Raw genomic sequence first — 20,023 nt, 5'->3', positions numbered from 1 at the left:
TTAGTTGTTAGTTGTTAGTTGTCAGCGATCGAATTTGTCTGGTCTGCTGGCAACTAACAACCACTGGCTAAACCACCTCTTACACCCTAACAACTAATTACTAGGAGGAATTGTCCTATGCCAATGCCGGGTTTTACTACAAACACCAGTCGATACTATGTTGAGTTCGACGGGTTAACCCAAATGCAGATCAAAAGCATGACCGAGATTACCTACGAAGCAAAAGTCGCAGGTAACAAAAAAGCGATCGCGGCTACCTATAGACCAGGTGGCGGCGTGATCACGGAACGGCAAACGACCTCAGGCGGGTATGAAACGAACCCTACAATGACCATTGAAGTTTATATGAGTGGTCATCAGCAAAGTGCCAGCTATCGGCTATATCGCTGGTTCCAGTCTTGCTTACCGACCAGTGATGGCGGTCGTGGGGATTGGGCGAATAACCGGAAAACCGCTTCTGTGGTTCTGTATGACGCAGATGGTAAAACAGAAGTCTTGCGTTGGAACCTGGATCGCGCCTGGATCAAGAAATATTCGATCTCAGCGGCGGATGTCACAGGTGGTGAACTCGCGGTAGAAACCTATGAATTCGTGGCTGAACACATTGATAAGGAAAGCCAAGTACAGCCATCTGATGATGGTCGGATCGCTAGTTCTGAACCGGTGACTAGCCGCAACGCGTTCTAACAAGATGAGCAATTGGCGATCGTAAGTCCAGTTATCCTGCATCGCCAATGACTCATTTCTGGCAACCAACGAAGTAATATTTATCCATCGGGAGGAAGTACAGCATGGTCGCGTCACCGTTTTCGCTTAACTTTCAGAGTCGGCGATCGGCGATCGAGTATTTAACATTCAGCCGCTTCTACTTTGAAGTTGACGGCAAAACTCGATTGTTGATTTCCAAAGCTAGTGGAGTAGCCATTACGATTGAAGTCACCGATCAAACGAAACCGATCGGCTCAACTAAAGGAGCCGGAGCCGGAGCCAGAACTCAAACCCAGGCAACACCCACTGGAGTGAGTACCCAAAATATCACCCTAGAGTTTGTCTCAACGGGAGACAACAATACCTTACTGGATTGGTATCTCCGGTGTCATCCCAAACCCCGTGATGGTGGACCTAGAAAGCAAATGGAACAACGGTTAGCTTGTTCTTTAGTGTTCTATAACCAGGATGGGACGGAAGGGGCACGCTGGAATATTGTGGATGCGATTCCCGCCAAATATAAAACCACGAAAGTGTCTGCTGATTCCAACGATCTATTTAAGGAAACGGTGGAAATTGCCCACGCTGGTTTGGTTCGCGTCAATATTAACTAGAACGGCGGCTATAAGGGGATGTTTGAGCCTATTCAGACATCCTCTCTCCATCAACCGATTTAATTTAACTAAATCCCGATCGCTCTTTGCTCTATTAGCTCCATTGCCATGTTCTCTCCCCGGTTTCAAACTCGCAATAGTCGTAGTTCATCTACAGGTCAGAACTTTAGGCTGCCGGAAGTGCTAACCACCTCCCGGTTTTATGTGGAGTTGCAGTTTAAAGGGAGTAGTCAGGCAGATGCGTATTTCATGGAATGTAAGGGGCTGAAATATAGCCATGATCCGATCGAAGCCTGTGAAGTCACGCCGCAACAATGGGGAAAAGCTAAAAAAGGTTACATTGTTCGCACAAAAATTCCTGGGATTTATAAAGTTGGTAATATTAGTCTCAAGCGGGGCATGATGACGAATTCCACTAAATTATGGGAGTGGATTCAGTCGGTTCAGGAGGGCAAATGGGGCACAGAACGCCGAGATGGGTCGTTGGTGGTCTATGAGCAAGGGGGCAATGAGGGAGCGCGGTTCCAATTCCTGAGAGCCTGGCCTGTTAGTTATAGTTTTGGGGGCGGTACGGTTTCCTCCGGAGATTTAGCGATTGAGGAACTAGAGTTAGCGATCGAAGATTTCAAACGAATTAAATAATTGAGTGAATCTATGTTACAAACTGAATTTGAATTTGAATTACCTAAGGGCTATCTGGATGAGATGGGGAATGTGCATCGACGGGGGGTGATGCGCTTATCAACGGCGATGGATGAAATTGTGCCGATGCGGGACCCCCGAGTCAAGGCGAACCCAGCCTATGCTACGGTGATTATTCTGGCGCGGGTAATTACACGCTTAGGGGCACTAGAGGAGATCACTCCTGCGATCGTGGAAGGTTTCTTTGCCTGCGACCTGAATTATTTGCAGCATTTCTATCGGGAAATTAACGAGCTAGAATTCGACGAGTCAGAAATGCAACCTGCCTGAGTCGGTCAACTTGCTGTAGTCATTAGGCGGCAACAACCCCGTTAAGTGCCTGCCAGCCATCAGTGCCCTGCCTGCTCAGGGTAGAGATGTCATATCGTTTTTTCCAATTTACCCGACATTACATGCTGCGGTACGCGAAGGGAGCAAGCGACTATCGCACCAACCTCATTCAATTTCATCCAGATTTCATGTTTCTGTGAAATGCTAGGTATGACGACTGCTTGAATGGGTTGGTAATTGTTTTGAAGGCTAAATTTTTCTTAGGGTTGGTCGTAGTGACGATCGCAACTGCGGGTAGTACCCTGACTGCCTGCTCAAATTCCCAGACTCAGGTTGAGTCACCGAGTCCGGCTGCTACCAATGCCGGATCGAATTCAGCGCCGGATCATTCCACTATGGATCACAGTCAGATGAATCATGGTGATATGATGAATCACCTGATGGACATGGATCTGGGACCGGCGGATGCTGAGTATGATTTGCGGTTTATTGATGCCATGATTCCGCACCATCGAGGGGCGATCGAGATGGCCAATGAAGCGTTGCAAAAATCCCAGCGTTCAGATATCAAAGTTTTGGCACAGACCATCATCAAAGCTCAAAACCGGGAAGAGAATGAGCTAATGCGAAAATGGCGCAAAGCCTGGTATCCCGAAGCGGGTGAAACCCCAATGGCATACGACAGTCAGCAAGGAAAGATGCTGCCGATGTCGGAAGCGCAGAAGAATAGCATGATGATGAAAATGGATCTGGGTGCTGCGGATGGGGAGTTTGATCTACGGTTTATGAATGCGATGATTCCCCACCATGAAGGGGCGATTGCGATGGCAAAAGATGCGCTCACTAAAGCCCAGCATCCGGAGTTAAAGCAACTGGCAAATGACATTATTGCTTCGCAGCAGGCAGAAATTGACCAGATGAAACAGTGGAGAAAAACCTGGTACGGCAAGTAGAGCTAATCCCGGTTGAGCAGGCGCGATCTGAATACGCTTCTATCTCCATCCTCAGTGCCAGGAACTTCTTGATGATGTGTTCTACCCGTCGATTTGATTCCCCGATCGCCACTCGTTCCCTCTGTGGAACGCTCCTCAGTCTGCTGCTGCTGCTGCCTGCTGCCAGAGGGCTGGCTCATCCAGGGCATGGGGATGAGTTTCACGGGGATAGCCAGTCGGGGCAAGTGGTCGGAGCCATTCAAGTTGATGCCGAGACTGCACAACGCCTGGGACTCAAGGTGGCATCGGTATCTCGCCAACGGTTGGCTGTGGGGATTAAAGCGACGGGGCAACTGGAGCCATTACCGAACCAGCAGGTTGAAGTGACGACCCCGGTTGGTGGGACGGTGATGCAACTATTGGTGCGTCCGGGGGAAGTGGTGGCGGCAGGACAGCCGGTAGCGATTATGACCAGTCCGGAGTTAGCAGAGTTGCGGACAACGGCGCTCGATCGCAGAGCAGAGGCGATCGCGGCGGTTCAACAGGCAGAGGCGGATTTGCGGCTGGCACAGGAGAATTATCGCCAACAACAAACCATTGCTGCTACGGAGGTACAGCAGGCTCGAACGGATGTGAGTTTTGCTCAGGAACGCTACGACAAGGATCGGGAATTGTTAACCAGTGGAGCTATTCCCCGCCGCACGTTTCTAGAGTCTGAAACGATGTTAGCCGCAGCCAGATCGGCCCTGACCAAGGCAGAAAGTCGGCTCCAGGTGTCCGAGGCGGTTGCCCAGCTTAAACGCGCCCAGTCGAATCTGGAGGTTGCCCAGTCCCGTGTTTCCCTGAGTGGCGAAACCTATCAAACCCGATTGCGTCAATTGGGAGCCAATCCAAATCCGGATGGCACAATGACGATCGTGGCTCCGATTGCTGGAACCGTTGCCGATCGGGAAACCACTCCGGGCGAATCGGGACAGGATGCGGGTAAAAAGATCATGACGATCGTCAATAGTAGCCGTGTGCAGGTTTCTGCCAGTATTCATGAAAAAGATCTGAGTCAGATTCAACCGGGGCAACAGGTCAGAGTCAATGTGAATGGACTCCCCGATCGCACGTTTGCCGGACGGATCAGTGTGATTGGGGCAGTGGTTGAGGGAGAGAGCCGGATTGTGCCCGTCAAGGCGGAACTGGACAATCCCAATGGCAGTTTGAAACCGGGGATGTTTGCCGAACTGGATGTGTTAACTGATCGAACTCCCAATGCCGTTCTGGTAATCCCCAAATCTGCCCTGGTCGAAACCAACGATAGGAACACGATCGTGTTTGTGCAGAATGGTACTGCTTTTCAACCTGCTGAAGTCACTTTAGGTCGGGAATCTGGTGATCTGGTTGAAGTTACCAGTGGTTTATTTGATGGCGATCGCATTGTCATCCAGCGTGCCAGACAGCTTTATGCCCAATCGCTAAGAGGCGGCGGCACCCCTTCAGAAGATCCCACTCCTCAGTCCTCAGTCCCCAGTCCTCAGTCCTCCTCCTTACCCTGGTGGGTGTTGGTTCCAGTCGGCGGCGCGATCGCCACGGGCACCTTCTTTGCTGGGATGTATTGGGCGAAGAGGCGCGATCGTCACAATTCGGTAGCCAGCGAGTTGGAACTTGAGGCTGTGAACCCTGTTAGTGATTCGGTATTGTCACCCCAAAACGGTTCTACACCAGCTTCACTACCACAACGTTCGCAGGAAACCTCAGTGCCACCTTAAAAGTCCCACCAATCTATCCAATAGCCAGAGGAAGATTCTGGCTATTCAGCTTAAGCCGCGTATTATGTAGAAGTAATCTGCATAAGCAGTAGAATCAGGGGCTTATGCTGAATCATTCTGCCTATCCATTCACTGTGGGATCTTAGACGGAAAGTTTCAGTCCATTAATAGTTGGACAGTAAGGCATCACAGCCCTCAGCCTCTCAACCTTGATCACTCTTCTAGATGTTCCTGCCAAAGTCTGAGTGTTGCAATCTCGGTCAACACAGAGCACCATGCGGAGAACGAAAACAGTTCAATTACAAAGACCTGTTTTCGCTGTTGGTCTGCACGCTTAGCTTAAAACTGAGAAGAATATATGTAGTCATCCTAAAATTAAGGTAAGCCTGCGCTTAGAAAAATGATGAGTAACAAGGCAAGCTGAGACTTTTGTCTGCATATAAGGCACAAAAAACAAACCATGACAAGTTCCCGAATTAAAAAACCAAACGCTAGCACCTTTCCACTCGAGGATCTTATTGATGAAGTTCTCACAGGAGGTGTTCGGATTCCCGAATTTCAACGACCGTTTCGTTGGCAGTGGGAAGATGTCAAACGGCTCATGGATAGTATCATCCGGGGTTACCCAATTGGGAGCGTGCTTCTCTGGGCACGCCCTGCTCCAGAGGAGATATTAGAGATAGGAGCACTAAAAATTAATGCTTCTAGCAGAGATGAAGCGATGTGGGTTGTTGATGGTCAGCAGCGGCTTACTAGTCTTGCCAATGCACTTCATAATTCTGGATTAACAGATCCACGTTTCGCGATCGCATATGATCTTTCACGTCAAGTATTTGTGAAACCAATTGGCGAACAGCCTCATGTTATTGATCTCCCAACTATCTTTGATTTACAAAGGCTACTTAGATGGTTTAGCGAACATCCTGAATCCACTAAATATTTTGAAGATGCCACGAGAATTGCTAAAGCAATTCGTGAATATTCAATACCCGCCTATATAGTTAAACAAGAAGATGAAGATGTCCTTCGGGATATCTTTGATCGCATGAACAATTATGGGAAACGACTAACACGGGCAGAGGTTTTTTCTGCTTTGCATAGAAGTTCAAAAAATGATGGTAAAACACATTCTCTAGCTGACATTGTTTTACGTATTGGTGAGACTTATCTTTTTGGAGAAATTGATGACGACACCGTTCTAAGAGCTATTCTGGCTCGACGAAGACCTGACGTTAACCGTGATATTCGTGTAGAGTTCGATCAAAAGCGGGTTTCCGAGTTTCCTGGAGAGACACGTGACCAGGCATATCGAGCCGGTGAGCAAGCTTTGGCTCTTGCAATCCGTTTTTTGCAAAATGAAGCTGGAGTTCCGCACTTTAGTTTTCTTGCTTACCGATTTCTTCTTGTTGTCTTAACTCGCTTTTTCGCTTACTATCCCCAACCTGCTCCACGTAATCTTGAGTTGTTAAGACGTTGGTTTTGGCGTGCAGCAATTATCGGTCCAGATGTATTGAAGGGGCCAACAGAAGCCATTCGAGTATTATGCTCACAAATTATTCCAAATAACGAAGTACAATCTGTTCAATCTTTATTAAGAATAATTTCAAGATATTCACTCAGATTACCGGCCCTTCAAAGCTTTAGAACTACAGCTGCCAGTACACGTATCGTTCTTTGCGCTATGTGGTTTCAACGTCCCAGATCTTTCCTGACTGGAGAGCCTTATTCTCAAGATGAACTAGGAAGATCTCTTGAAGGAAGACGAACAGCGAAGGATATAGTTGCAACAATACTTCGTAAAGATCCGAGTGGTAGTAAAACACCTACAGCAAATCGATTTCTTCTTCTTGGAGAAGAATCTGTTGAAGACGCGAGAGATGTTTTCCAGCAGCAACCTGCAACAATGATGGATTCGTCCTGGTTCGAGTTATTGGATTCACATCTTGTTGATGCTGAGATGAGAGCTTCTTTAATTAGACAAGATAGTGCTCATTTTTTAGAACTGCGGGAGCTTCGATTACGAAAACTGACAGAAGATTTTCTTAGCTCTATGACTGAGGCATTATTTGAGGATACGCCTCCACTTTCTTCATTAATTATTGATGAAGACGATGAAGAAGAGTTTGATGAAGAGGATTTAGTTGATGACCGCGATTGAGCGCTATTACGGAGTATGGCTATATGAACAACGTGTTGGCAGTATTACGCTAAGCGAAGGCATTATTCGCTTTCAGTTAAATGATACTTATATTCATGATCCAAACCGAGCTGTTCTAGGTCTTCTGTTTGAAGATGATTTAGTTGCTATCCATCGCTCAAAAGTACGCTTACCTCCATGGTTCTCTAATCTTTTGCCAGAGGGTCGTCTCCGTGAGTGGATAGCTCAAGACAAAGGTGTAAGTGAAAATCAAGAATTAGCTCTATTGCTCAAAGTCGGGCATGATCTTCCTGGTGCTGTTCGGGTTGCTGAAGCAGAAATTGATCAAAAAGTATTTGATGCTAATAGGCGTGAAATATCTACAGATCTAGAGAGTGATGGTGATTCAAAAAGCATATGGCGCTTTTCCCTTGCAGGAGTGGCACTCAAGTTCTCAATGCTTCGCAAGGGTGAGAGATTTACGTCACCAGGTGTTGGTGAAGGCGGAGATTGGATTGTCAAGCTTCCAGATCAGAGATATCAAAATGTGCCTCTAAATGAATTCTCAATGATGGAACTTGCACGTAAGGTTGGTATAAATGTTCCTGAAGTTCGTCTTGTTCATCGAGATCAATTGACAGATGTACCTGCCAATCTTTGGCCCGCTTCAGAAGACACTGCATACGCAATTCGTCGGTTTGATCGGACAGCAAATAGAGATTTAGTGCATATTGAAGATTTTGCCCAGGTGCGAGGATTTTATCCGTCTAAAAAATATATAGGAACTTTTGAGACGCTTGCGGCTCTGATTTATCGTCAATATGATAGTGAGTCACTAATTGAGTTTGCACGGAGACTAGCATTTAACTATGTGATTGGTAATGGTGATGCACACTTAAAGAACTGGTCACTGTTATATACAGATCCACGTCGGCCAGTTCTTTCCCCAGCGTATGATCTAGTAGCAACAGCTATCTACAGCCCGATAGGTAGACCTGAAGATCTTGGCTTGAAATTTGCTAAGTCGAGGAGTTTTAAGTCAGTTACACTTGGTAATTTTGAAAGATTAGAAAGAAAGGTGAATGCCAATGGAGTTGGATTGAGAGATGTAGCATACGAAGTAATACAAAAAATCTTATCTTCTTGGCCAGAGATTGCGGAGATGCTAGAGAGTTCACCCTGGTTACAGAATGCAATTGGAGAAGGAATTACAGAACGTGCTTCAGCAATACTAGCTATGAAAGACGAGTAGAAAAGGCAATGGAAAACTGTCCAACAACTCAAATGCAGCGGACGTTCACAAGTTGCGGGCACTGAGTTCAAGGCTACCTGCCGCCGCTGATTTGAACCGTTGTGCCGCAGAGCAAGCGTACTTCAGCAAGCCAGTCTTCGTAATAAATTTCGAGATAAACTGATGACTGCTTATCTGTATTTACTTTCCTATGCTCATCCCAAATGCGGAGAATGCAGTTGTTGATATTCGTAAGCTGCGTGACTATTGCCTCAATTTAGAGCATGACGATGGCAAACACAAAGCACGGCTTTTTTCGTCAATTCTTGGAATGACGGCTGATAATGTTGAGGAGTTGCGTCAAATTCTTCTTGAGGTTGTTAAAGTTCAGGAAGCTCAGTTGGGGAGAGGGGACGAGTTTGGGCAACGCTACACTCTAGATTTCACGGTTGAATGGCAAAATAGAAGTGCAACGCTGAGAAGCATCCCAAATGCGGAGAATGCAGTTGTTGATATTCGTAAGCTGCGTGACTATTGCCTCAATTTAGAGCATGACGATGGCAAACACAAAGCACGGCTTTTTTCGTCAATTCTTGGAATGACGGCTGATAATGTTGAGGAGTTGCGTCAAATTCTTCTTGAGGTTGTTAAAGTTCAGGAAGCTCAGTTGGGGAGAGGGGACGAGTTTGGGCAACGCTACACTCTAGATTTCACGGTTGAATGGCAAAATAGAAGTGCAACGCTGAGAAGCGCCTGGATCATTGAGCATGGTTCAGAAATTCCAAAACTAACAACCTGTCACCCTCTGTAATTAGTGGAGGTAATAAACGTGATAAACAATGTGATCAAGTTGCTAGATGTTGTCGCTCTGGTTGTTGACCTCCCCCAGTACAATCTGTGGCGTGGGCAGGTTGGAACAGTTGTTGAGACATTAGCAGAGGGAACTGCATTCGAAGTTGAATTCAGCGATCGCAATGGGCGTACCTACGAGTCTTTAGGGTTGCGTCCAGAGCAAATTATGGTTCTGCATTTTGAGCCACTACCGCCCGATACAAAAGCTGAAATGGTGACAGCATAAGCGGCGCAACAACCCCAATGCACGCCGATCGTCGAGAGGTTATCTATTTGGGAGAGGACGATTCAGATCAATACCTTTGATCCCAGAATATAGAACAATGGCATGAATGATAACTGCATGATCTCGTGCGTGTGAATTTCCAACAGGCGATATTTCCAGCCTCATCTGTCCGTCGGAGTAGTAGCTTTTGCCTTTGTCATTGGGTTGTTGGGCGATCGCCTGGAGATATTCCTCCCAGGTCGCCTTAACCCAGGTATCCGCAGGGACTTTGAGGGTTATGTGACTCATACAGACGCAGGGGATTGCTTGAATATGTCCGCTCTTAACGTATGGGGTTTCCCTGCCGTGATTTCATCCTAATTTCATTTCTATCTGCAATGATCCGGGAGTGACGTGATAACAGGGGGTTGGCTGACGAGATCCGTATGCTGAATGCCATTTTGAAATGGTCGATCGTCCAGCGATGGCTGGTGGTAATCGGTGCGATTATTGTCACGATTTTGGGTGGCTATAACCTGACCCGGATGCCCCTGGATGTGTTTCCCGACTTTGCCCCACCCCAGGTGGAAATTCAGACGGAAGCCCCCGGATTGGCACCGGAGGAAGTGGAGTCGTTGATTACGTTGCCGATCGAAAGTGCGGTCAATGGCACACCCGGTGTGGAAACGGTGCGATCGTCTTCAGCCGTGGGAATTTCTGTTGTGCGGGTGATCTTTAACTGGGGAACGGATGTCTATCAGGCGCGGCAACTTGTCACCGAACGCTTGCAGCAAGCCCGCTCTAAACTTCCTACTGGTGTTGAATCGCCGCAAATTTCACCGATCACCTCGCCGATCGGCACGATTCTGATGTATGCCTTTGCCGTAGAGCCGGAATTGTCCCAGTCCAGCGAGACTCCCACATCGCTGATGGAAGTGCGGCGGCTGGTCGATCGGAATGTCACCAATCGTCTGTTAGCCATTCCTGGTATTTCCCAGGTGATCGCCTACGGTGGGGAGGTGCGGCAGTATCAGGTATTGGTTGATCCGGCAAAACTGGCTGCCTTGAATGTCTCGCTTCAGGATGTTACCCAGGCAGCGGCACAAGCCAATGTGAATGCGGCGGGGGGATTTCTGATCACACCGGATCAGGAGGAAATTATTCGTGGAGTTGGACGGGTTGAGTCGATCGAGCAATTGGCGCAATCGGTGGTTACTGCCAGAGATGGCAAGCCTGTCCTGCTGCGTGATGTGGCAGATGTGCAACTGGGGGCGGCGTTGCAACGGGGAGATGGCAGCGTCGATGGTCAACGCGCGGTGGTGGTGGTCGTTAACAAACAACCTCTGGCCGATACGCCGACGGTGACGCGGGCGGTGGAACGGGCAATGGATGAGCTAAAAGCGGGGTTGCCCAGAGATGTGCGGGTGCTGGAAACGTTTCGGCAGAATAGTTTTATCGAGTCAGCGATCGAGAATGTGCGTAACTCCCTGAGGGATGGCATTATCATTGTTTCCATTGTGCTGCTGTTGTTTCTGATGAATTGGCGGACGGCAGTGATTACCTTGAGTGCGATTCCGTTGTCAATTTTGATTGGCATGTTGATTCTCTCCTGGTTTGGGCAGGGGATTAACACGATGACCTTAGGCGGATTGGCAGTGGCGATCGGGTCGGTGGTAGATGATTCGATCGTGGATATGGAAAATGCTTACCGGGGACTGAGAAACAATCAACTGAGTGATCACCCAAAGCATCCCCTGCAAATCGTCTACGACACGTCGGTGGAAGTTCGCGTCAGTGTGATTTTTTCAACGGTGATCATTGCCGTGGTTTTTGCGCCCATCTTCACTCTGACGGGTGTGGAAGGACGAATTTTTGCCCCGATGGGGATTGCCTACCTGATCTCGATTCTGGCTTCTACCCTGGTTGCTATGACCCTGTCTCCGGCACTCTGTGCGATTTTGCTGGCACACCGTCGCCTGCGATCGGATGAAACCTGGGTAACGGCTTGTTGCCAACGGTTGTACCGTCCCCTGCTTTCATCGGCTATCCACCGTCCCAGGTTGATTTTGTTCGCCGCGATCGCGGCTCTGGTTGCCTCCCTGGTAATGCTGCCCGCCCTGGGGCGAGAGTTTTTGCCAGAGTTTCAGGAGCGATCGCTGGTGAATGCCATGCTGCTTTATCCCGGTAGTTCTCTGAAGGCAACCAATCAATCCGGGTTAGCGATGCAGGATGCCCTGAAGCAGGATGCCCGGTTTCAAACCATTCAACTACGGGCAGGACGTGCTCCTGGTGATGCCGATGCGGGGGGGGTGAATCTGGGGCATCTGGATGTGGAACTCAGTGATGCTGGGATCAAAGACCGCAAAGGCAGCATTGAGAAATTGCGCCAGGAATTTAACCGATTGCCCGGTGTGGCTGCCAGCGTCGGTGGTTTTATTTCGCATCGGATGGATGAGGTATTATCTGGGGTTCGCAGTGCGATCGCGATCAAAATCTTTGGGCCTGACCTGGCTGAATTGCGGAAGATTGGGCAAGCAGCAGAAGCCGCTATGAGTCAGGTTGCTGGGATTGTCGATTTGCAGTTGGAACCTCAGGTGCCGATTCGTCAGATTCAGATTCGGTTCGATCGCTCCAATGCCGCTCGCTATGGACTGACTGTGGGACAAATCGCTGGCGTGATGGAAACGGCACTGAATGGACAGGTTGTGTCCCAGGTATTAAAAGACCAGCAACTGTTTGATCTCCTGGTCTGGTTGCAACCGGAAGCCCGTACCCATCTAGATACGATTCGCAACCTATTGATAGACACTCCGACCGGACAAAAAATTCCCCTGGCGCAGGTGGCTCGGATTGATTACGGCACTGGGCCCAACACGATCAACCGGGAAAATGTGTCGCGTTTAATCGTGGTGTCTGCGAATGTGTCGGGACGGGATTTGCGATCGGTGATCAATGAGGTGGAGTCTGAGATTCGTCAGCAGGTTGTTCTGCCGCCCGGTTATTTCATCCAATATGGGGGGCAGTTTGAATCGGAGGAACGGGCGACCCAAACTCTGTTGATCTACAGTGGCTTGGCACTGATTGCCATTGCGGTGCTGATGTATTTTGCGGTTAAGTCAATTCCTGCCCTGTTGATGATTATGGTGAACTTACCGTTGGCTCTGGTGGGGGGGATTTTCTCGATCGCTCTGGGTGGGGGCATTATTTCGGTCGCGTCGCTGGTGGGGTTCATTACTTTGTTTGGGATTGCTACGCGCAATGGTTTGCTGTTAGTGGATAACTATAACAACAAGTTTGCTGCTGGCATGTCGCTGAAGCAGGTGATTACCGAAGGCTCAATGGAACGATTGGTTGCGATTTTGATGACTGCCCTCACGTCGGCGTTAGGGATGGTACCGCTGGTGATTGGCAGTGGTGCCGGAAAAGAAATTTTGCAACCCCTGGCAATCGTGGTATTGGGTGGACTGTTTACCTCAACGGCCCTCACCCTGCTGGTACTGCCAGCGTTATATGCTCAATTTGGTCAATTCCTGATGCCGAAAACAACAAAAGCACCGATTCAAGCAGACATCATTGTAGAAAAGGTGGGAGCCTGATTTATGCAATTGACTAACCTTCGTACCCTGCTGATCACCAGTATTGGAATTGGGTTGCTGAGTGCCTGTGGGAGTAGTAACCCAACACCGACAACTACCGTCAGTCCGATGGCGACATCCTCCCCAGAAAGCCCATCTGCGACTGCTCCCAGCCCAACAGCACAAGCAACTACAACAGCGGCAAAACCGGGTTCTCATGGGGGGCAGGGGGGACAAATTATTGAATCGGGTCCCTATCACCTGGAACTTTTGACGATTGAGGAAGCCGATGGGACGCATATCGATTTCTTTTTGCAGCAAGGCGATGCCCATGAACCAATTCCCAATGCCAATGTGACCGCCCAGGTGCAGTTGCCCAATGGCAGCCAGACATCGTTAGCGATGCAATATGACGTAGAGGGTAAGCATTATTACGCCGTCCTTCCAGGTACAATGCCTGGGGAATATAAGGTGGCGATTCTCTCTGATATTCAGGGTGAAAAGGTGAATGCCCGATATACCTTCAAACGTTGAGTTAATCTTCGGAGGATACAGCAGTCTTTAGTGAAGATGGGGAGTGGGGAGTGGGGAGTGGGGAGTGGTTTAACCAAATGAAAATTGCTATAAATTGATGCGGATTTTACTGGTCGAAGATGAACCGGATCTGGGTGCAGCGATTCAACGGGTACTGAAACGCGAGAAGTACATTGTGGATTGGGTGCAGGATGGTTTAGCAGCCTGGGATTATCTGGATCAGCAATGGATTCATTACACCCTTGCTATTTTTGACTGGATGTTGCCGGGATTATCTGGGATTGAACTCTGTCAGCGATTACGGCAGCGAAAGGCTACGCTCCCGGTGCTAATTTTGACGGCGAAAGATCGGATTGGCGATCGCGTCACCGGGCTGGATGCTGGAGCCGATGATTATTTAGTCAAACCGTTTGGCATGGCAGAACTTCTGGCGCGGATTCGAGCATTGCAACGGCGATCGCCCCAACTTCAGCCGCAACAATTGCAAGTTGGTCACTTAACGCTGGACTATGGCAAACATACGGTGTCTTATCAACAGGGGAACCAGCACTACCCGATTTCGCTGACTGCAAAAGAATTTCAAGTTCTGGAATATTTTATGCAACGTCCTGGGCAAGTGATTACCAGTGAGCAACTCATCTATCAACTCTGGGAAGTCGGTACAGAACCGACCAGCAACGCTGTTGCCGCCCAGATCCGATTGTTACGACGTAAACTGGCAGAAGTGGGGGATCACAACCTCATCGAAACGGTTCACGGGATGGGCTACCGCTTTAACGACGCTGATGCACCGCAGTAAGCTATTTAATCGAACCCGGTTGCACCTGGCAGGCTGGTATGCAATGGTGATGGGAGGCATCCTGGGACTGGCAGGCTTTACCACCTATGAGATGGTTGCCCATTCCCACTGGGAGGCGGTTCATCAAGAATTGCAATCGATCTCAGGCACTCTGCATGACAGTCTGGAACCGAAGCTCAAACAACCGGGGCATCTGAACGCTGCCGTCCAAACGGTGTTACCGAATTTATGTCTGGCAGGTCATCAATGTTCCCTGGCATCAGCAGAATTGGAACGACATACTCTGAATGCATTTCAACAAAGTGGTTACTACGTTCGGTTTTTTGATCAGCCGGGAACTTTACTGGCAACGGCTGGTCAGGTTCCCCCCGGTCTTTCTCTTCAGTTGAATGATCAGCAGTTACAAACGCTCAACGATCAGGATGGGATTCGTTATCACCAGTATTCCTTATTGTTAAAAAATTACCAGGGCTTGCCCTGGGGCTATATGCAGGTAGGGCGATCGCTGAAGCAATTTGATGATCACCTGGCGTTTCTCAGACTGACGATGCTGGTAGGCTTACCTGTGACCATGCTGCTGATTGCGGCTGCCAGTTGGAGTTTGGCAGGGTTGGCGATGAAACCAATCTACCGTTCCTACCAAAAGATGCAGCAGTTTACGGCAGATGCGGCGCATGAGTTGCGAACGCCTCTGGCGACCATTCGAGCGATCGTGGAATCGACTCGTGGGGTTGAGCCGCTGAGTGAAGCAGAAGCAAAAGAAGCCCTGGCTGGAGTCGATCGTCAGAATCAACGACTGGTGCAATTGGCACAGGATTTGCTGCTGTTGTCTCGTCTAGAAGCGGCGACTGAAGCCTCGGAGCAGATCAGCAAAACTTTCCCGCCCTGTTGTTTGAATGAGTTGATCCTGGATGTGGTGGAAAGTCTGTCCGTCCTCGAAATTGCGGCTCCCCTCCAACTCACGACTCAAATTCACGTCCCAGAACTTCTCTATGTAGCCGGTGATGAGAGTCAGTTGGTGCGCTTAATCTCCAATCTGGTCATGAATGCCCTGCAATATACCCCGGCGGGCGGTAAGGTCACCGTTGGATTAAGCAGGGAAGATCCGTTTGCCTTAATTCAGGTTCAAGATACGGGAGTGGGCATTGCGATTGCAGAACAGCCCTATATTTTCGATCGCTTTTACCGGGTCAGCCGCGATCGCTCTCGCCATACCGGAGGGGCAGGATTGGGACTCCCGATTGCCAGGGCGATCGTCCAGGCGCATCACGGCACAATGCAATTGCAAAGTGAACCCGGAAAAGGAAGCATCTTTTTGATTCGCTTACCCTTGAGCAATCCTAAAAAGGGCTGACCTGTTTAAATTATGTGAACAGCGAATTTAACCCAATATTCCCGAACCAAAAGGGCTTGCACTTCTGCGGGTTACGCAATAACCCAATCCGATTGCTTCAACCAAAAATCCATATTTATCAATGGTTTTAGCCCTTGCTTTTAGTCGATCGATTTACCCCTGGACTAAAATTGGACTAATTTTTCACCCCTGCGATCGCCACTTTTTTTCAGCTTCCCATCACCCAATCGCTCTAGCCACCCGCCGAAATATCCACCCACCAAGAATTTATTTTTCCAGAGAAATATAATAGTCCGGAGTACCACTTCCACTTCCGTTAGATTACTTGGGCGCATCTTAACGCTGGCTAGTTTAGTCATACTCAAGCCAACCGAGAGTCGATAAGCTGTGCAGGAGCATTCTCTACTATGAATGGTAACGCAACAAAGCAAGCCAAAAGCATTGGAACCACTGTCAGGCTGATTAGAACGATCAATGACCTTGAGCAACTTCCTAAAGTATGGGAGGTTTTTGGAGCGACTGTTAATAGCCCTATTGAGGATTTAACTTGGATTAAAGCATGTGCCCAATCATTTCAAGCGGCAGGCGATTTACAGGTATTCGTTGTCCAGCAGGAGGAACGTTCGATCGCGCTGGCTCCTTTAATGCGCTCCAAAGGTCTTTTTCCTCACCTGATCATGTTAGGAGTTAAAAAGATCTATGAACCCATGGACTTTTTATATACAGATGATGCTGTGGTTGAAGTGCTGGTTAACGAATTAAGCAAGCTAAGATCACCACTATTTCTAGAGCGTATTCCTGCTAATTCGCCAGTCATACCTGCGATTCAAAAGATATATCAAGGCAAAGGTTGGGTTAACGTTACACCTGTTGCTCCTTATCCCTACTTGATGCTCGATGCCAGTTGGACTGAGCCAGAGACACAATTCAATTCAGGACGGCGGTCTGATTTTCGACGTGCCCAACGAAATGCGGAAAAATTAGGAGAGGTGCGCTACGAAATTTTGTCACCCACTGAAGCTGAGATCGAGCCCTTATTGCAGGAAGCTTATCAAACTGAGTTAAAAAGCTGGAAAGGAGCGAACGGTTCCGCCCTTGCCGTCAACCAAGCACAGGGCAACTTTTTCCACCAGTACGGGCGGATTGCCAGTCAGAGAGGGATTCTGCGTCTATGCTTCCTCCGTATCAATGGAGAAGCGGTAGCCATGCAAATTGCTGTTGAATACGCCAACCGTTTCTGGTTGCTTAAAGTTGGCTATAACGAAAACTTTGCTCGTTGTTCGCCAGGTAATTTGTTAATGCTACACACTGTCAAATATGCCGCCACACAGGGATTAGCCTCCTATGAATTTTTAGGCTGCGCAGAGCCTTGGATTCAACTATGGACACAATCTCTTAGACAATGTGTTGCCGTTGCCGCTTACCCAGCCAGCGTTAGTGCAGTTATGACATTGATATTTGATCAGTTATGGCAACGCATCAAAAACATAAATAGTTTAAGTATCCTCAAAACGCGGCTAAAGCAGGTATTACGCCGACAGTAATCACTCTATGCTGTAGCCTCATAACTAAAGCGATTTCCAGACAACAAAATACCTGTAAAGGCAGGTTTGGCAGATAGCTTGACGGATGTAGCAGCCTTTTGCAACGAAACCTGCCCCTACAACCGGGGTATCTTTTCTCCCAGAAATTGCCTAAAAGATCGCGATTGATGACTTGCGATCACTGTTGAGATCGCGTAGCTCATACCATTCAAAAATCAGTCTTATCCGTGAAAAACAAGACTCGTTTTGAGACTTGAATCGAGTCTTATGGTATTAATTTAGGTCTTAATACAAGATTTAAATTCTCGATATAAGTCTCAAATAAATCTAATTAGTCTTGTTTTAGGTCTAATTAATAGACTTAAAATCTCTATATGAGATAAATAGTTTTATAGGTAATTACAAAAATTGGTTCTCACCGCGATCGCAGATCAGTTGTTATGAATGATCGAGTCGCCGATCGTCCTGGCTGCTACGATGTTTGCACCCTTCCAAAACTTCATTCACCATGCCTGCTGACCTCAAAGCCTTCCGTAGTTCCTTTCTCGACTTCATTGCTGATCCCTTCTACTACCCCGAAGCCGATAGCGTTCGTTATATTCCCGATGGTTTGCTAGTTCTGGAAAACGGCAGGATCAAAGCCCTGGGACACTACGATGATTTGCAGACCCAATATGCCGATGTCCCCACGATCGCCTATCCCGATCGCCTGATTATGCCGGGATTCATCGACACCCATATTCACTTTCCCCAAACCGAAATGATTGCCGCCTATGGCGAACAACTGCTGGAATGGTTAGACAAATACACCTTTCCCACCGAGCGCCAATTTCAGGACAAAGCCTACGCCCAACAGGTTGCCTCATTCTTTCTTGATGAACTGCTCAAGAACGGCACAACTACCGCCCTGGTGTTTGCTGCTGTCTTCCCCGAATCCGTCGATGCCTTTTTTGCAGAAGCCCAGCGTCGCCATCTCCGCATGATTGCCGGCAAAGTCATGATGGATCGCCACGCTCCCGACTTTCTCACCGACACCGCCACCAGTTCCTATGAGGACAGCAAACGGTTAATTCAAAAATGGCATAAACGCGATCGCTTACTCTATGCCGTGACCCCTCGCTTCGCCGTCACCTCTACTCCCGAGCAACTGATTCTCGCCGGAAAACTCCTACAAGAATTTCCCGATGTTTACCTGCAAACCCATCTTTGTGAGAACCTCAAAGAGATTGAACTAGTCAAGCAACTATTCCCCGCTCATCAAGGCTATCTAGACGTGTATGATCAAGCGGGATTAGTCGGCGATAAATCCATCTTTGCCCACGGCATTCATCTCACGGATACCGAATTCGATCGCCTATCCCAAGCCAACGCCGCGATCGCCTTTTGTCCCACCTCCAACCTATTTCTCGGCAGTGGATTGTTCAACCTGGAAAAAGCCAAATCTACTGAAACCCCGATCAAAGTCGGCTTAGGCACAGATATCGGAGCCGGAACCAGTTTTTCCCTGTTGCAAACTGCTAACGAAGCCTATAAAGTAGCTCAACTGCGAGGGCTACAACTCTCAGCATTCAAAGCCCTATTTCTTGCCACACTGGGAGGGGCAAAAGCCCTCTCTCTCGACGATCGCATTGGTAACTTTGATCCCGGTAAAGAAGCCGATTTCATTGTGCTAGATCTCCGGGCAACGCCCCTAATGGCATTCCGCAATCAAACCCCCACAGCCACCTCCCTAGCCGCCCTGGCAGAACAGGTTTTTACCATGATGATTCTAGGGGACGATCGCGCAGTTTCTGCCACCTACATCCTCGGTAATCTAGCCCATGAGTTACAGGATCAGAAACTTTAGATCTTCGACTAGAGCAGTCAGTACAGCCTGTTGATCAACCTCCACAGCTACCCATGCATTACTTCCTGTTTTGGGCTGTCGTCGTCGATCGATCACCGTTTTACCAGTCGTCCATTCTCCTCGCGTTTCGATCTCTATCTGTGCCCGTCGAAACAGCAAAGTTTCTGGGTAAAACAAATACGCCAGTGTCACCGCATCATGCACCAGAAAACCCGGTTCACCCACCACCTCCCGAAACTTCAGTGCCGTTCCCACCATGAACTGACACAGATCAACCATGAATCGAGCGATCGCACTTGTGGGATTGACCGCACTCACCCTGGTCGCTAACTCAGGTGTAAAAATCAATTGCCGCGTCACATCCAACGGCATTACGATCAGATTGTCGCAACGGTTGAATACCTGTTGGGCAGCAACTGGATCATAAGCAATATTAAACTCCGCCTCCGGAGCCACATTTCCCGGTACTTGAAACGCTCCTCCCATAATCACAATCTGCTTTGCCAACCTCAGCACCCCAGGCGACAGCCGCTCCGCCGCCGCTAAATTGGTCAAAGGCGCGATCGCCACGATCGTAATTTCCCCTGGCATGGCTCGTAATTTTTCGATCAGAATCTCCTCCGACCCCCGCGCCGTTTCATAGATTCGTTGGGGATCATCAGGCAACGTCTGTGATAAATTGCCCATCCCATCTGCCCCATGAACGGTTCCGGCATCAGCCACCTCACCCGCCGACCCACCAATTACTCCCCGTCCAACTTCGATATCCTCATATCCACAAAGGTTCAGTAATTTACTAGCCGCCGCGAACGTCAATTGCGCGTGAACATTGCCATCCACACTGGTAATCGCCACCAGTTCCGCCAAGCCCTGTTTCACCAGGCTGAGTAGCCACAGCAGCGCAAAACAATCATCTCCACCCGGATCCGTATCCACAATAATTTTCGGCGTTCCCGCACCCAT

Annotated in this window: 18 protein-coding genes; 16 read left to right on the top strand and 2 right to left on the bottom strand. The window is 48.7% G+C overall.

Features of this window, described 5'->3' with window-relative positions; genetic code table 11:
- The first annotated feature begins 117 nt into the window (after positions 1 to 117).
- The 10 genes from ACN4EK_RS07190 (at position 118) to ACN4EK_RS07145 (ending at position 9,429) form a co-directional block, all read left to right on the top strand.
- On the top strand, positions 118 to 687 hold the full coding sequence (locus tag ACN4EK_RS07190) for a phage tail protein (RefSeq protein WP_431657069.1): 570 nt from the start codon (positions 118 to 120) through the stop codon (positions 685 to 687).
- A gap of 104 nt (positions 688 to 791) precedes the next feature.
- Positions 792 to 1,322: a phage tail protein gene (locus ACN4EK_RS07185; RefSeq protein WP_431657067.1), complete on the top strand. Its 531-nt coding sequence runs from the start codon at positions 792 to 794 to the stop codon at positions 1,320 to 1,322.
- Positions 1,323 to 1,430: 108 nt separating this feature from the next.
- Positions 1,431 to 1,964, top strand: coding sequence for a phage tail protein (locus ACN4EK_RS07180; protein ID WP_431657066.1), 534 nt, complete (start codon positions 1,431 to 1,433; stop codon positions 1,962 to 1,964).
- Between the two features lie 12 nt (positions 1,965 to 1,976).
- Positions 1,977 to 2,294, top strand: a complete 318-nt coding sequence (locus ACN4EK_RS07175; RefSeq protein WP_431657065.1) for a hypothetical protein — start codon at positions 1,977 to 1,979, stop codon at positions 2,292 to 2,294.
- A 275-nt stretch (positions 2,295 to 2,569) separates the two neighbouring features.
- Positions 2,570 to 3,247 carry a DUF305 domain-containing protein gene (locus ACN4EK_RS07170; protein ID WP_431657063.1) on the top strand — a complete coding sequence of 226 codons (678 nt, stop codon included), beginning with the start codon at positions 2,570 to 2,572 and terminating at the stop codon, positions 3,245 to 3,247.
- A complete protein-coding gene (locus ACN4EK_RS07165) occupies positions 3,220 to 4,983 on the top strand; it encodes an efflux RND transporter periplasmic adaptor subunit (RefSeq protein WP_431657062.1) in 1,764 nt (587 codons plus the stop codon). The genes ACN4EK_RS07170 and ACN4EK_RS07165 overlap by 28 nt, the downstream gene beginning before the upstream one ends.
- A 460-nt stretch (positions 4,984 to 5,443) precedes the next feature.
- On the top strand, positions 5,444 to 7,141 hold the full coding sequence (locus ACN4EK_RS07160) for a DUF262 domain-containing protein (RefSeq protein WP_431657060.1): 1,698 nt from the start codon (positions 5,444 to 5,446) through the stop codon (positions 7,139 to 7,141).
- The gene (locus ACN4EK_RS07155; protein WP_431657059.1) at positions 7,128 to 8,372 is read left to right on the top strand and encodes a type II toxin-antitoxin system HipA family toxin; all 1,245 of its coding nucleotides are present in this window, start codon (positions 7,128 to 7,130) and stop codon (positions 8,370 to 8,372) included. The genes ACN4EK_RS07160 and ACN4EK_RS07155 overlap by 14 nt, the downstream gene beginning before the upstream one ends.
- Before the next feature lie 190 nt (positions 8,373 to 8,562).
- Positions 8,563 to 9,162, top strand: a complete 600-nt coding sequence (locus ACN4EK_RS07150; protein ID WP_431657058.1) for a DUF6883 domain-containing protein — start codon at positions 8,563 to 8,565, stop codon at positions 9,160 to 9,162.
- Positions 9,163 to 9,180: 18 nt separating this feature from the next.
- Positions 9,181 to 9,429 carry a DUF4926 domain-containing protein gene (locus ACN4EK_RS07145; protein WP_431657057.1) on the top strand — a complete coding sequence of 83 codons (249 nt, stop codon included), beginning with the start codon at positions 9,181 to 9,183 and terminating at the stop codon, positions 9,427 to 9,429.
- A 39-nt stretch (positions 9,430 to 9,468) separates the two neighbouring features.
- On the opposite strand, the gene ACN4EK_RS07140 is transcribed toward ACN4EK_RS07145, so the two are convergent.
- Positions 9,469 to 9,717, bottom strand: coding sequence for a hypothetical protein (locus ACN4EK_RS07140; protein ID WP_431657055.1), 249 nt, complete (start codon positions 9,715 to 9,717; stop codon positions 9,469 to 9,471).
- A gap of 137 nt (positions 9,718 to 9,854) precedes the next feature.
- Between ACN4EK_RS07140 and ACN4EK_RS07135 the strand changes: the two genes are divergently transcribed.
- The 6 genes from ACN4EK_RS07135 to guaD all read left to right on the top strand — a co-directional run bounded on the left by ACN4EK_RS07135 (position 9,855) and on the right by guaD (position 19,060).
- Positions 9,855 to 13,004: an efflux RND transporter permease subunit gene (locus ACN4EK_RS07135; protein WP_431657054.1), complete on the top strand. Its 3,150-nt coding sequence runs from the start codon at positions 9,855 to 9,857 to the stop codon at positions 13,002 to 13,004.
- A 3-nt stretch (positions 13,005 to 13,007) separates the two neighbouring features.
- Positions 13,008 to 13,517 (top strand): hypothetical protein, encoded by a 510-nt coding sequence (locus ACN4EK_RS07130; RefSeq protein WP_431657053.1) that lies wholly within the window; start codon positions 13,008 to 13,010, stop codon positions 13,515 to 13,517.
- Between the two features lie 97 nt (positions 13,518 to 13,614).
- Positions 13,615 to 14,316: a two-component system response regulator RppA gene (rppA, locus tag ACN4EK_RS07125; RefSeq protein ID WP_431657052.1), complete on the top strand. Its 702-nt coding sequence runs from the start codon at positions 13,615 to 13,617 to the stop codon at positions 14,314 to 14,316.
- Positions 14,303 to 15,670, top strand: coding sequence for a two-component system sensor histidine kinase RppB (gene rppB, locus ACN4EK_RS07120; RefSeq protein ID WP_431657051.1), 1,368 nt, complete (start codon positions 14,303 to 14,305; stop codon positions 15,668 to 15,670). The genes rppA and rppB overlap by 14 nt, the downstream gene beginning before the upstream one ends.
- A 407-nt stretch (positions 15,671 to 16,077) precedes the next feature.
- Positions 16,078 to 17,214, top strand: a complete 1,137-nt coding sequence (locus tag ACN4EK_RS07115) for a GNAT family N-acetyltransferase (protein ID WP_431657049.1) — start codon at positions 16,078 to 16,080, stop codon at positions 17,212 to 17,214.
- 508 nt (positions 17,215 to 17,722) lie between these two features.
- The gene (guaD, locus tag ACN4EK_RS07110; protein WP_431657048.1) at positions 17,723 to 19,060 is read left to right on the top strand and encodes a guanine deaminase; all 1,338 of its coding nucleotides are present in this window, start codon (positions 17,723 to 17,725) and stop codon (positions 19,058 to 19,060) included.
- Here guaD and ACN4EK_RS07105 read toward each other — a convergent pair.
- Complete coding sequence (locus ACN4EK_RS07105; protein WP_431657046.1) at positions 19,040 to 20,023, bottom strand: nucleoside hydrolase; 984 nt, start codon at positions 20,021 to 20,023, stop codon at positions 19,040 to 19,042. The genes guaD and ACN4EK_RS07105 overlap by 21 nt on opposite strands.

This window comes from Pantanalinema rosaneae CENA516 (assembly GCF_050753385.1).
GTDB classification, from domain to species: domain Bacteria; phylum Cyanobacteriota; class Cyanobacteriia; order Leptolyngbyales; family Leptolyngbyaceae; genus Pantanalinema; species Pantanalinema rosaneae.
Note: the sequence above shows the minus strand (reverse complement) of the source record. Positions and strands in the feature narration are given on the sequence as shown.